At 72.6% G+C, this 13,571-nt stretch carries 10 protein-coding genes and 1 pseudogene; 3 read left to right on the forward strand and 8 right to left on the reverse strand.

Annotated elements, in window-relative coordinates; translation table 11 throughout:
• Positions 1–149 precede the first annotated feature (149 nt).
• Positions 150–2,237 (reverse strand): PhoX family protein, encoded by a 2,088-nt coding sequence (locus T328_RS28285; RefSeq protein WP_496499033.1) that lies wholly within the window; start codon positions 2,235–2,237, stop codon positions 150–152.
• A gap of 164 nt (positions 2,238–2,401) precedes the next feature.
• Here T328_RS28285 and metG point away from each other — a divergent pair, with 164 nt between their 5' ends.
• On the forward strand, positions 2,402–4,018 hold the full coding sequence (metG, locus tag T328_RS28290) for a methionine--tRNA ligase (protein WP_496499034.1): 1,617 nt from the start codon (positions 2,402–2,404) through the stop codon (positions 4,016–4,018).
• A gap of 47 nt (positions 4,019–4,065) precedes the next feature.
• Here the strand turns inward: metG and T328_RS28295 are convergent, their stop codons facing one another.
• Together T328_RS28295 and T328_RS28300 are read right to left on the reverse strand one after the other, a co-directional pair.
• Positions 4,066–4,467, reverse strand: a complete 402-nt coding sequence (locus tag T328_RS28295) for a hypothetical protein (RefSeq protein WP_496499035.1) — start codon at positions 4,465–4,467, stop codon at positions 4,066–4,068.
• A gap of 215 nt (positions 4,468–4,682) precedes the next feature.
• The gene (locus tag T328_RS28300; protein ID WP_496499036.1) at positions 4,683–5,588 is read right to left on the reverse strand and encodes an NADP-dependent oxidoreductase; all 906 of its coding nucleotides are present in this window, start codon (positions 5,586–5,588) and stop codon (positions 4,683–4,685) included.
• A 362-nt stretch (positions 5,589–5,950) separates the two neighbouring features.
• Here T328_RS28300 and T328_RS28305 point away from each other — a divergent pair, with 362 nt between their 5' ends.
• Complete coding sequence (locus tag T328_RS28305) at positions 5,951–6,595, forward strand: dienelactone hydrolase family protein (protein WP_496499037.1); 645 nt, start codon at positions 5,951–5,953, stop codon at positions 6,593–6,595.
• A gap of 205 nt (positions 6,596–6,800) precedes the next feature.
• Here T328_RS28305 and T328_RS28310 read toward each other — a convergent pair whose 3' ends face one another.
• Genes T328_RS28310 through T328_RS28320 form a run of 3 tightly spaced genes read right to left on the reverse strand, consistent with a single transcriptional unit; the run spans position 6,801 to position 10,859 of the window.
• Positions 6,801–7,133 carry a type II toxin-antitoxin system PemK/MazF family toxin gene (locus T328_RS28310; RefSeq protein WP_496499038.1) on the reverse strand — a complete coding sequence of 111 codons (333 nt, stop codon included), beginning with the start codon at positions 7,131–7,133 and terminating at the stop codon, positions 6,801–6,803.
• The gene (locus T328_RS28315; RefSeq protein ID WP_496499039.1) at positions 7,130–7,330 is read right to left on the reverse strand and encodes a hypothetical protein; all 201 of its coding nucleotides are present in this window, start codon (positions 7,328–7,330) and stop codon (positions 7,130–7,132) included. Before T328_RS28315 ends, T328_RS28310 begins: the two co-directional genes overlap by 4 nt.
• Before the next feature lie 55 nt (positions 7,331–7,385).
• Complete coding sequence (locus T328_RS28320) at positions 7,386–10,859, reverse strand: ATP-binding protein (RefSeq protein ID WP_496499040.1); 3,474 nt, start codon at positions 10,857–10,859, stop codon at positions 7,386–7,388.
• A gap of 324 nt (positions 10,860–11,183) precedes the next feature.
• On the opposite strand from T328_RS28320, the gene rho reads away from it, so the two are divergent.
• Positions 11,184–12,446, forward strand: coding sequence for a transcription termination factor Rho (rho, locus tag T328_RS28325; RefSeq protein WP_496499041.1), 1,263 nt, complete (start codon positions 11,184–11,186; stop codon positions 12,444–12,446).
• 227 nt (positions 12,447–12,673) lie between these two features.
• Here rho and T328_RS28330 read toward each other — a convergent pair.
• Positions 12,674–12,763: pseudogene (locus tag T328_RS28330) on the reverse strand (ClpB D2-like domain containing protein); the annotation flags it as partial.
• 37 nt (positions 12,764–12,800) lie between these two features.
• Positions 12,801–13,409, reverse strand: a complete 609-nt coding sequence (locus tag T328_RS28335; protein ID WP_496499042.1) for a CGNR zinc finger domain-containing protein — start codon at positions 13,407–13,409, stop codon at positions 12,801–12,803.
• Between the last annotated feature and the right edge of the window lie 162 nt (positions 13,410–13,571).

Below are 13,571 nucleotides of genomic sequence, written 5' to 3' on the forward strand. Positions count from 1 at the left end.
CCGCGGCACGCCGACACGTGCACGCGGGAGCCGCCCCGCCCGGTGAACCGGAGTTCCCGTCACGGCACTTCTCAAGGCCGTACCGCGACCTCCGAAGTCCCGTTACGGGATGTCAGGGTGCATCGGGGCCGCATCAGAACGGTCAGGCCCTAGGCTCCGATGCGCCCGCCGCCGCCGCGCCAGACGTTGACGACCGCCGGCCGGTTCGGCCTGCCCGGTCCGTCCGGCCACGCCGAGCCCGGGTTCTCGTACGACGCGCCGTCGATCTCGCCCGGGTGCTGCACCGCGACCAGCACGCGGTCCTCCCGCACCACCGGGCCGCACGTCTCCGCGCCTACCGGCACCGTGAGGAACTGCTTCACCTGGCCCTCGTACGGGCCCGTCGTCGCCACGCCGAACAGCCCGTCGTGGGTGCCCAGCGCGTTGCCGTCGGTGGAGATCCACAGGTTGCCGTACGGGTCGAACGTGACGTTGTCCGGGCAGGAGATGGGGCTGACCTCGTCCTTCGGGAAGCCCGCGAAGTACGTCGAGGGGTCGGCCGGGTCGCCGCAGACCAGGAACAGCCGCCAGCCGAAGCCGGTCGACGCCGGGTCGTCGCGCTTCTCGGTCAGCTCCAGGACGTGCCCGTGCTTGTTGGCGTTGCGCGGGTTGGCCTCGTCGGCCGCGGCGTAGTCGTCGACGCCGCGGTTTGTGTTGTTCGTCAGCGCGACGTACACCTTGCCGCTGTTCGGGCTGGGCTCCACGTCCTCCGGGCGGTCCATCTTCGTCGCGCCGGCCTTGTCGGCGGCGAGCCGCGTGAAGACGTAGACCTCCTCGGCGGTCATGCCGTCGACGTACGAGACGTCGCCGCTGGCCAGCTTGATCCACTCGCCGGCGCCGTCGAACTCCCCGTCCGCCGGCAGCGCGCCGGTGCCGTCGATCTCGGCGGCCGGGCTGTCGCCGGTGAGCTTGGCGACGTAGAGCGTGCCCTCGTCCAGCAGCGTCATATTGTGGGCGCGCGCCCAGCGGCTGTCGCCGCGCACCATGCGCTTGTCGGAGACGAACTTGTAGAGGTAGTCGAAGCGCTCGTCGTCACCGGAGTACGCGACGGCGCGGCCGTCGGCGGTCAGCCGGATGCTGGCGCCCTCGTGCTTGAAGCGGCCGAGCGCGGTGTGCTTGACCGGGGTGGAATCCGGGTCGTACGGGTCTATCTCCACGACCCAGCCGAAGCGGTGCGGCTCGTGGGGCTCCTTGACGACGTCGAAGCGGTCGTCGAACTGCTCCCACTTGCGCTCCGAGGCGCCGCCGGAGAAGCCGTAGCGCGCGAGGCGCTGCTGCGCGACGGGGTCGGTGACGGAGTCGGTGTGGGCGAAGTACTGGTTGAAGTTCTCCTCGCCGGAGAGCACCGTGCCCCACGGAGTGGTGCCGCCCGCACAGTTGTTGAGGGTGCCCAGCACGCGCCGCCCGGTCGCGTCGGCGGAGGTCTTGAGCAGGTCGCTCCCCGCCGCCGGGCCGGTCAGCTCGAACTCGGTGGTTGCGGTGATCCGCCGGTTCAGCGGATGCCGCGGTACGGCCCGGAGGCCGCCGCCCCCGCGGCCCTCCTCGACCGCCACGACGGACATGCCGTGCGCGGCCCAGCCGATCTCGGCCTGCTCGCGGGTGACGTTCTCCGGGTCGTAGCCGGGGAACATCACCTGCTCGCTGGTGTACTCGTGGTTGGCCACCAGCAGCTCCCGGTCGCGCTCGTGGCGCAGCGGCAGCAGGGTGAGGAAGTCGTTGTTGTAGCCGAACTGGCCGGCCTGGGCGGCGGCCGACTGGCGGGCCGGGTCGAAGGCGGGGGCGCCGCGCAGGATGGGGTCGCCCCAGGCGATGACGACGTTCTGGTCGTAGCCGCCGGCGACGGTGACGGCGTCGTCGGTGTTGGGCGCGACGGCGTCGAAGCGCAGCCCGCGGGCGCTGTCCCCGCCGGCGCCTTCGGCCGTGGCCCCGCGGCCGAAGGTGCCGGCCGGCGCGGTGGGCGCCGCCGGCGCCGCGGCGGCCCCGACGACTCCGGCGCCGGCCGCGACCACGGTCACCGCGGCACCGGCGCGCAGCGCCCCGCGACGGGAGACGGCGCGGGCGACGATGTCGCCGGCGTACTCGTTGTCGCTGGTGTTCGGCACCTCGTGGAAGCAGGCGTCACCACAGCGGTAGCGACAGGTCATGGCCGAGCGACCGCCCGGGTGCGGCGAGCCTATGAGCGGCAGAAGTCTGCGCACGATCCCCTCCGGTTTCTGTGAGTTCGCGCCGGACGCTAGGCGCGGAGTCCCGCCGGGGAGAGTCGTGGACCTGAACTCCAGGTGAACCCGCGCCGGTAGGGGGCGGGCTGTCACCGTACGTAATCGGATGAGTGCGCGGGCCCCTGGCCGTTAGGATTTCGACCATGGCGGCCACTGGAGAAGAGCAGCAGGGGGCGACGGCGTACTACGTCTCGACCCCCATCTACTACGTGAACGACGCTCCGCACCTGGGCCACGCCTATACGACCGTCGCAGGCGACGTGCTCACCCGCTGGCACCGCCAGCGCGGCGAGAAGGTGTGGTACCTCACCGGCACGGACGAGCACGGTCAGAAGATCATGCGCACCGCGGAGGCGCACGGCGTCAGCCCGCAGGAGTGGTGCGACCGGCTCGTGGAGGAGGCGTGGAAGCCCCTCTGGGAGCATCTGGAGATCGCCAACGACGACTTCATCCGCACCACGGAGAAGCGGCACACCGACCGGGTGCAGGAGTTCGTCCAGGACCTGTACGACAAGGGCGAGATCTACCAGGGCGGCTACGAAGGTCCGTACTGCGTCGGCTGCGAGGAGTACAAGACCCCCGGCGAGCTGCTCGACGGCGAGGGTGAGTACGCGGGCCTGAAGCTCTGCCCGATCCACAAGAAGCCGGTGGAGATGCTGAAGGAGGAGAACTACTTCTTCAAGCTCAGTGAATACGGCCCGAAGCTGCTGGAGTTCTACGCGGCCCACCCCGACTTCGTCCAGCCCGAGTCCGCCCGCAACGAGGTCGTCAACTTCGTCCGCCAGGGCCTCAACGACCTGTCGATCTCCCGCTCCACCTTCGACTGGGGCGTGCGGGTGCCGTGGGACGACAAGCACGTGATCTACGTGTGGATCGACGCCCTGCTGAACTACGCCACCGCCGTCGGCTACGGCGCCGACGAGCGGAAGTTCGCGAGCACCTGGCCGGCGAACGTCCACCTCGTCGGCAAGGACATCCTCCGCTTCCACGCGGTGATCTGGCCCGCGATGCTGATGGCGAACGGGCTGCCGCTGCCGGGCAAGGTCTTCGCCAACGGCTGGCTGATGGTCGGCGGCGAGAAGATGTCGAAGTCCAACCTGACCGGCATCAAGCCGCAGGACCTCACGGACCACTTCGGCGTCGACGCCTACCGCTGGTACTTCCTGCGGGCCATCCAGTACGGCCAGGACGGCTCGTTCTCCTGGGAGGACTTCACCCACCGCTACACCAGCGAGCTGGCCAACGACTTCGGCAACCTCGCGTCGCGCGTGGGCGCGATGACCGTCAAGTACTTCGACGGCGACCTGCCGGCGGCGCCGGCGGCGGGCCTGGCGGAGCAGGTGATCGTCGACGGGCTGGCGCACGCGACGGCGGAGGCCGACCGGCGGATCGGCGAGGAGCTGGACTTCGCGGGCGGCATCGCGGCGGTCTTCGACTTCATCAAGAAGGTCAACCTGTACCTGACCGAGCAGGAGCCCTGGAAGGTCGCGCGAGACCCCTCGGCCGAGGCCCAGGCCCGGCTGGCGACGATCCTCTACACCGCGGCGGAGGCGCTGCGCGCGGTGGCGGTGCTGCTGCACCCGGTGATGCCGGGGACGGCGCAGCAGCTGTGGTCGTCGCTGGGCGCGGAGCCGGCGCTGGGCCCGCTGGCGGACCAGCGGATCGCGGAGGCCGGGCAGTGGGGCCGGCTGCCGGCGGGGGCGCGGGTGACCAAGGGCGCCATCCTGTTCCCGCGGCTGGAGGAGCCGAAGCAGAACTGAGCGCTACGGGCCCGCCGCCGCCCCGCGCGGCTACGGGCCCGTAGCGCTCACGTGGCGGGATCCTGGTCGTTGACCCAGACTCCACTGCCGTACATGGTCCCCGCCTTGCCCCAGAGGCCGGCGGTGAACTTCTGCTTCTCCGGCAGGTTGTACACCCCGCCGTCGCTGGCCCGGCGGGTCTTACAGGTGCCGTCGCCGCCCTTGGCCTTGATGGTATAGATCTCTTCGCCCAGATACTCGTGCACCACGATTGTGGCCGGAAAACGATTTGCCGCCGTATCGCAGACCTTGACGACGTCGCCGTCTTCTCGCATGGAGACCGTAATGCCTTCGAACTCATAGATGCGGTCCCAGGTTTCCCCGGCTGAAGCGGTGCTGAGCAAGGTGCCTGCAGAAATCAGAACGACAGCCCCGAGCGCCAACGCTCCCAAACTCGTGCGGATCCGCACACTTCTCCCTCGTGCGTCTGTGTAGATCAGGTAAAGAAAGAAAGCATGGCGTCCATGCTTTTCCAGGTGTAGTGACCGGGGTGCCTTATTCGGCGCTCCCGGGCCCGGCTGTAACCTGCCATACGCGCCTTGACGGAACCTTGACGGAATTTTGCATCCCCGACAGGCAGGACCTGTCGACGCACGTGAGGGTGGGGCATACGTGAGGGCTCGCTTCAGAAGACCAGGGTGATCTTTCCTGCCAAGCCGCCCTGGAGGAAGCGAGCGTGTGCGGCTTGGACTTCTTGGAGGCCGAAGGTGGAGTGCACACGTAGCTGCAGGGAGCCGTCATCGACGAGCTTGGTCAGCTCGTTCAGGCCCGCACCGTCCTCGCGCACCTGGTTGATGGTGGTACGCACACCACGGGAGGACAGGTCGGGGACCGGACCGGCTTGGGTGGCGATCGACGCGTACCTGCCGCCGTCGGCCACCGCCTTGGTCACGAATCCCCCGAAGGTATCGAAGACAGCGTCATAGTGACGGTCGCGCAGAGTGTTGCGGTCAGTGGTGACGAGGTCGGCACCGTGGTCACGGGCGAAGGCGAGCTGCGCATCCCGGGAGACCAGAGCATCGACCTTGGCGCCGCGTGCACGGGCGATCTGCAACGCCAACCCGCCAACTGCCCCCGCGGCACCAGCGATCAGGAGGCGTTCACCGGACTTCACCGCCAGCCAGTCCAGCGTCTGCAATGCCGTCAGCCCAGGCAGCGGCAACGTGGCGGCCTCGGCCAGGCTGACCGACCGCGGCGCGGCGGCGACTGCCTGCGCGGGAAGCGCGACCAGGTCGGCCCAGGTCCCTCGGCCGGTGCTGAGCTGGTGCGACATGGCGATGACGCGCTCACCGGCGCGCAGCCCGCTGCTCCTGCCGTCGACCACGATGCCGGCCAGGTCCCAACCGAGCGTCATCGGCAGTGGCGGCGTTCCTTCACCAATCGCTCCCTCCCGTGTCTTGTCGTCGACGGGATTGATGCTGGTCGCGACGGTCCGGATCAGCACCTCTCCGGGGCCGGGTTCGGGATCAGGAGCATCGATGACGTCGAGGATGTCAGGGGTGCCGAAACGATCGATCTGTATGGCGCGCACGAAAAGCCCTTCACAGGATGGGTCTGACAGCAGGTCCCAACACCGGTGATGATCAAGTGATTCCCGATTCAGTGCCGCTCGCACTTCGGATCGGCAGCGGCTACCTACGTTGTTGCCCACAGCAACCGAGTGAGGACCCAGGGCACTCTTGGCTGCTTCCAGGATCAATTCTCGCCGACATTGATCATGAAAAGTGAGAGCAGGCGATTCCCGAACCCACATCGAAACGACATCCACGAGAAGTGACACAGCCAACGGGGACTAAATATCGACGGGGGCGCGCTTCCGCGCGCCCCAGGTTTGCCCGATTCATCTCGTTGGTACCCGACTCCCAGGAACGACGTCCCAGGAGGTGGGAGGCCATGCCCGTCGAGAGCGTGACCCTCCGGATCGCCGGCACGCAGCTGACCGGCGACCTCGCGATGCCCGACGAGGCCGCCGGCCTGGTGCTGTTCGCCCACGGCAGCGGCAGTTCGCGGCACAGTCCACGCAACCAGGCCGTCGCCGCCCAGCTGAACGACCGCGGGTTCGGCACCCTGCTGTTGGATCTGCTCACCCCGGCCGAGGACCAGACCGATGAGGTCACCCACGAGCACCGTTTCGACATCGCCCTGCTGGCCCACCGGCTCAGCGGCGCCGCCGACTGGCTCGCGGCCCGCGCCACCGATCTGCCCCTCGGCCTCTTCGGCGCCAGCACGGGCGCCGCGGCGGCGCTGATCACCGCGGCCGAGCGCCCCGAGCTGGTACGGGCCGTGGTCTCCCGCGGCGGGCGCCCCGACCTCGCAGACGGCGCGCTCGCCGACGTACGCGCGCCGGTGCTGCTGCTCGTCGGCGGCCGGGACGACATCGTGATCAAGCTCAACGAGGAGGCCGCCGAGCAGCTCACCGCCCCGCACGAGCTGCGCGTGATCCCGGGCGCGACGCACCTGTTCCCGGAGCCGGGCGCGCTGGAGGAAGTCGGCGCCGCGGCGGCGGACTGGTTCACGCGGATGGCCCCGGCCGGCTGAGTTGAACGGGGGCGAGACGGGCTGGCACGGCCGTACGGCGGCACGGCCGCTCGGCCCCGTCCGGACCGCTCCGGCGAGAGGGGCGAAGTGTGTAGGTTCATGTAGGGCGAAAGGGAAGAAATCGGGCCCACGTGTGCGCCAGGGCAGGGCGTGTCATGAGAAGGCCAAGGAGCCCCAGAGCCGGTTTAACGCGGCCACAAAACGGTCATGCGTGCCAGGAGGAGAGGCCGAGGTAGCGGGCTACGGCGTGTTCTACTTCTGCCAGTTCGGCGTGGTCGAGGTAGTGGACCGGGTCGCCGTGGACGTACGACACGTCAACCGTGCGGATCTGGTCGACCAGCAGCCGCGTACGCGTCCCCGCGACCTCCAGTTCGGGGCGGAAGGCGGACGGCTGTGCGCTCGTCGACGTGGGGATGATCGTGGCCACGCTCCACGGCATGGAACTCGGGCTCAGAACGAGCCCGTAGCGGCGGCCCCGTTGTTCGTGGCCCCGCTTGGCGTCGCCCAGGTCCACGCGGTACATCGCGCCGCGGATCACCAGGCGTCCTCTTCGGCGGACAGGTCCTCGTCCTTGAGCCGCTCCGCATCCTCTCGGGCCTGCGCGAGCCAGACCTCGCGCTCCAGGAGCCGCAGCGCGCGCCGGATCACGTCGCTCGTGCGCTCACCCTCGCGCATCGCGGCTCTTATGATCCGCTCGTCCTCGTCCGTGGGGCGGAATCCGATGGTCGGTGCCATGGCATCAGGATACCCACAGATGTGAAACATCTGTCGCGCAATTGTGGAACAGGAGTCACAGGTGCCAGGTGAGGGTGGGGGCTGGGGGGTGGTAGGTGCAGGTGGTGCCGGTGGAGATGGCCTGTTTGAGGTGGTCGGCCAGGGCGGGGTGGTCCTTGGCGATCTTGCGGAGGGCGTCGCGGATGCGGGCGCCGACCGCCTTGCGGGCGCGTTCCGCCTCGTCGCCGAGGCGGCGGGTGCGGCCGGCGAGGCCCGCGGCGGCGCGCAGCTCCGCCAGGAGGGCGGCGCGTTCGCGGTCGTAGGCGGCGGCGCGGGTGTCGTCGCCGGTGGCGGTGGCGTGGTCGATCTCCTCGTCGAGGAGTTCGAGGCGGCGGCGGTAGCGGGACTTGGCTTCGGCGTCCAGCAGCGGGTCGCCGCCCATGCGGTGGGCGGCCACCACCTCCTCGCCGCCCTCCGGGCTGAGCAGGCGCACGGCGGGGATGTCGGTGCCGGGGGCGCCGAGCAGGGTGTGCAGGTCGCGCAGGCCCTTGGCGTCGGGGAGGTGTACGGTCCGGCCGGCGTACGTCAGGGTCCACACCCGGCCGTCGTAGCGGAACTCCCCGCCGGTGGGCGGTGGTGCGGCCGGTGCCGGTGCCGGTGCCGGTGCCGGTGCCGGTGCCGCTGTCGGTGCCGCTGTCGGCTCGGGCCCGGGGGTGTCCAGGGTCATGCCCAGCCGGCGCGCCTCCGCCACCGCCTCGGCCGCCAGCTTCTCCGCCGCCGCGTCGCCCTGCTCCCGCAGCACCCGCGCCAGCCCGTGGCGGGCCAGCACCGCCCACGGGCGGGCCTGCATGAGGTCCGCCGAGCGGCGGGCCGCGCGGAAGCCGTCCGCGGCCGGCGCCCAATGGCCCTCCGCCGCGTCGACCAGCGCCAGCCAGTAGTCGACGGGCCCGCTCATGTCCCAGCCGAAGACCGACACGAGCCACTGCCCGCGGTACGGCGACAGCGCCTCCCGTACCGCCGCGGCCAGCTCCGGGTCCCGCGTCGCGGTGGCCGTCTCCGCCTGCAGCCGCAGCCACAGCGGATAGAAGTTGCGGCTCTGCTGCTGGCCCGTCGGACCCTCGGCGATCAGCCGCAGCGCGGGCTCCGGGTCGCCGCGGCGCAGGTCCGTCAGCGCCAGCAGCACGGCCGCGAAGCCGTGCCCGGCGACGGTGACCCGGGCCGCCGCCTCGGCCGCCTCCGCGTACCGGCCCTGGAGCATCCGCATCGTCCACCGGTGGTGGTCGAGCATCTCGCCCCAGTGCTCGTGCACGGTGTCCCGACCCAGCTCCACGACGTGCGCGAGGTGCCGCTCGGCGGCCTCGAAGTCGCCGCGCAGCGCCGCGATCAGGCTCTCGTCCATGGCCACGGTGTGCCGGATGGTGGGGAGGTCGCTCTGCTCGGCGGCGATCACATAGCCGCGGTACGTGTCCGGGAAGCGCGGGTCGCCCAGTTCCAGCAGCGCAACCCAGCGCATCGCCACCGCGATGTGCCGCCCGGCGGGGTCGCCGGCCCGCTCGGCGAGCGTGATCAGCTCCTCCGTCAGCGCCACCCGCTCGGCGGCCGTGCCCAGGCCCCAAATCGCGTTGTGCCGGGTCCACAGGCCGAAGCCCAGCTCCTCGTCGTCCTGGCCGCGGCGGGCGCTGACCGACAGGATGATGCTCAGCTCCGCCGCCATCTGGTCGGCCGACAGCTCCACCTCGGCGGACGCGCCGTCGGCCCGCTCGGGGCGGGAGCCGCGGGCCAGCGCGCGGTGCGCCTCGTGGAGCAGCACGCGGTTGGCGGCGGCCTGGTCCTGGGGGACCGTCGCGCAGTAGCCCTCGGTGCTGTAGACGCCGAGGGCGACGCGGGCCAGCATCTCCGGGTCGTCCTGCGCGCGGGCGGTGCGCACGGCCCCGTCGAACAGCGGCCAGGCGTCGGCCGTCCTGCCCGCGTGCAGCAGCGCGCCGCCCAGGTCCAGCGCGGTGAGCACCCGGCAGCGCGCGGACACGCCGGCGGACCGCTCGTACGCCCGCCGCAGATGCGTGACGACCTCCTCGAACGCGAGCCGCCCGCCGGCGTCCTGCCCGGCGGCTCGCAGCAGCCCGACGGCCTGCTCGGCGGGCAGCTCGTCGCCCGCGGCCCAGGCGTGCCGGGCACGGTCGGCGGGGAAGACCTTCTCGCTCAGCGCGGGCGCGGCGGCGAGGGCGCGTACGACAGCGGCGTGCCGGCGGCGCGCCTCGGCGGGATCAAGACCCTCGTACAGCGTCTCGCGTACGAGGTCGTGCCCGAAGGCGAACGTGCCCGCGCCCCGGCCGACGACGAGCCGGGCGGCGACGGCCGTCTCCAGCAGCCGGTCGACGTGCCCGGGCGGCTTGCCGACGGCCGCGGCGAGCACCTGGCGGTGGAACTCGCGGCCGAGCACCGCGGCGGCGACCAGCAGCTCGGCGACGGGCTCCGGCAGCAGCTGCAGGCGGCGCTGCAGGGCGTCGCGCACGCCGGGCGCCACGGCGTCCGCGGAGGCGCCGCCGGCCCAGAGGCGGGCGGTCTGCTCGATGAAGAACGGGTTGCCGCCGGTGCGCCGGTGCACCTCGGCGGCCAGCGCCTCGTCCGGGTCGTGGCCGGCGGTACGGGCCATGAGCCGGGCCGTGCCGTTGCGGTCGAGGCCGGTGAGGGTGACGGTGGTGGCCTTGGCGACCAGCGGGGCGATCTGGTCGCGCAGCGGGTGGCCGGGGGTGTCGACCTCGGCGTCCCGGTACGTGCCGATGAGGAGCAGCCGCTCGAACCAGGTGTGCTGCGCGGCGAACTCCAGCAGGCGCAGGGAGGCGGGGTCCGCCCAGTGCAGGTCGTCGAGGACGACGATGACGGGGCGGGTGTGGGAGACGGCCACGAGGGCGGTGGTGACGGCGTCGGCGAGGCGGAAGCCGTCGGCGAACGTGCCGCCTGCGGCGGTGCCGCCGGGTGCGGGGGTGGTGCCGGGGAGGGGCGGAGGGCCGGTTGCGGGGGCGGGGGCGGGGGCCGTTCCGCTGTCCGGTCCGTACGGGTGGTGCGGCCCGTGCTGGTGGCCCGGTCCGTGCTGGTGGTCTGACCCGTGCTGGTGGTCCGGCGGATGGCCGTAGTTCGGCGCGTGGCCGTGGTCCGGCGCGTGGCCGGGGTCCGGGCCGTGGTCGTGGCCCGGGCCGCGGTCCGCACGGCCGCCTTCCGCCGGCTCCTCTCCCAGCAGCACGTCCAGCCCGCTGCCCGCCGCCTCGCGGGCCGCCGCCCACTCCGCCGCCGGCAGACCGCGCCGCAGCGCCCGTACGACCTGGACCCACGGCCAGTACCCCGGGGCGCTCTCCGACGCCCAGCACGAGCCGCCGAGCACCAGCGTCCCCCGCCGCCTCGCCTCCGCCACGGCGACGGTGACCAGCGACGTCTTGCCGATGCCCGGCTCGCCGGTGACGAGCACGAGGCCCCCGTGGCTGTCCGCGGCCCGGTCGGCCTCGGCCCGGAGGACGCCCGCGGGGTGGTCTCGTCCGATGAGTGCAGCAGTCATTTGACTAGCACTGTGACACGCGCCAGTGACACCCGGGCAGCCCTTTTCCCGTGGTTCGCCACTACGGGCCTGCTCAGCGGCCCGTAGCGGCCGGGGTGATGGGCCGGGGGCGGGGGGTGTTACTCTGACATCAGCACCTGGTTGCGCCCGCAGTGCGGCGCCCGTGCTTCTTCACCACCCGTTCCGGTTCTCTGTCGAGTCGCTGACTGACGCCGAGCGAGGTTGCTTCGCCCCTCTACGCGGCCGCGCGTGCCCAAGCCGCGCCTCTGCCGCACATCCCACACACCCCTTGGAACCGCGACACCGTTCGTGAAAGGACCGTGCATGACTACTGCGACACACACCACAGCAGAAACCCCGGCGGCGACCGCCGCCCGGGCCACGTCCGAACTCACCGCGGTCGCCGGGGTGTTCGAGCCCGTGGGCAACCACGGCCTCCTGCGCGTCGGCGGCCTGCAGCCGGGCGACGACGACGTCCAGGTGCCCACGAACCTCGTACGCCGCTTCGGTCTCCGCATGGGGGACCCCGTGGAGGGCGGCGTGCTGCCGGGCCGCGGCGGCGACGCCCACCGCGACGCCGGCCCCGCTTCCGCCACCGGTTCGGGGCCCGGCAAGCGCCGCGACCGCGGCGGTGCCGCCGACCGGCCGCCGAAGGCCCCGGCCCTCGCCCGCGTCGACCGCGTCGCCGGCCTCGGCCCCGAGGCCGCCGCCCGCCGCCCCCACTTCGCCGACCTCGTCCCCCTCCACCCCACCGAGCGGCTGCGCCTGGAGACCCCTGTCGGCCGGCTCACCAACCGCGTCGTCGACCTCCTCGCCCCCGTCGGCAAGGGCCAGCGCGGCCTGATCGTCGCCCCGCCCAAGACCGGCAAGACGATCCTGCTGCAGCACCTCGCCGACGCCATCGCCGTCAACCACCCCGAGTGCCACCTGATGGTCGTCCTCCTCGACGAACGCCCCGAGGAGGTCACCGACATGCAGCGCTCCGTGCCCGCCGAGGTCATCTCCTCCACCTTCGACCGCCCCGCCCGCGAGCACGTCGCCGTCGCCGAGATGGCCGTGGCGCGCGCCAAGCGGATGGTCGAGGCCGGGCAGGACGTGGTGATCCTGCTGGACTCGCTGACCCGGCTGTGCCGCGCCGCCAACAACAGCGCCGGCGCTGGCGGCCGCACCCTCAGCGGCGGCGTGGACGCCTCCGCGCTGCTGATCCCCAAGAAGCTCTTCGGCGCCGCCCGCAACATCGAGGACGGCGGCTCGCTGACGATCCTCGCCACCGCGCTCGTCGAGACCGGCTCCCGCGGGGACGACTACTACTTCGAGGAGCTGAAGAGCACCGGCAACATGGAGCTGCGCCTCAGCCGCACGCTCGCCGAGCGGCGCATCTTCCCCGCCGTCGACGTCCACGCCTCCGGCACCCGCCGCGAGGAACTTCTCGCCGCCCCCGGCGAGGTCGCCCTGCTGCACCGGCTCCGCCGGGTGCTGGGCGACCGCGACGCCGTGCAGAGCATGGAGCTGCTGCTGGAGCGGATGAAGGAGAGCGGCGGCAACGCGGAGTTCCTGCTGCGTCTGGCGCGTACGACACCGGCGTGACGCGGGGGGCCGCCGACGCCCCGCAAGCCGCGTCCGGCAGCGCCGCCGGCGCGCCCTCCGGCGCCGGTGAGCCCTCCGGCACGCGTGAGCCCTCCGGCCGTACGCGCGCCCTCCGGCCGCACGCGCGTGCACACCAGCTCGCCGCTGTCCGGGTCCGGGTCCGCCAGCACCGTGTCCCCGGGCCGTATCGACCCGTCCGGCAGCAGGTTCGTGATCCGGTTGGCCAACTCCCGCTGCAGCGTGCGCCGTAGCGGGCGGGCGCCGAACTCCGGCCGGTGCCCCAGCGCGACGAGGCGCTTCTTCGCCGCCTCCGTCACCTCCAGGTCGACCTCACGGAGGGCGGGTCCTCGGCCGTCAGCCCGTGGAAGATGACGGCTTCTGCTCGCGCCGCTCCGCGCGCTGTCGGCGGCGGTGGGCGGCGACGCGCGTACGGGAGGCGCAGGCCGTGGAGCAGTAGCGACGGGCGCTGCCGGGGCCGGTGCCGAGGTAGAGGACTGAGCAGTCGGGGGCGGCGCACTCGCCCCAGGCCGGTTGCCCGTACTCGGTGAGGATCTGTGCCAGCGCGAGGGCGCCGGCGGCGAGGAACCAGTCGGCCCAGCCGGCGTCGTCGCCGCGGTCGACGTGTAGGTGCCAGGGGTGGTCGCCGTGCCGGGAGAGCCGGGGCCGGGCGCCGCACTCCGCGAACACGTCGTTGAGCGCGGCGGCGGCGCGGTCCGCGTCCGGCTCGGTGAGCACGGCGGTCATGCGCCGGGCCGCGCCGCGCAGGGCGTCGGCGTCGGCCTCGGTGAAGGCGCCGGGCGCGAGGTCGGCGGGGGTCTCGCCGTGGGCGGCGAGGAGCCGGGCGAGGTCGGCGCGGGGGACGCCGGGGTCGCGGCGGACGGCGTTGGCGACGTCGAGGAGGCGCTGGGCGGGGCGGAATCCGTGGGCCGCGGCGCGGGCGGTGGCGCGGGGCGACGGGCTCATCGCGGGCCTCCTCGGGCGGGCGGGGGTGGTGGGTCCAGAGTAGTGGTAACGTCTTGCGTCGTATAAGCCGTTACGAACCGGACGGTGGACCGGAGGCGGAGTTCGGCCGGGAACGGCCGGCGGTGGGCGGTGGGCCGCCGGCGGTGGGTCGGCCGCCGCACG

The organism is Streptomyces sp. CNX435 (assembly GCF_059570575.1).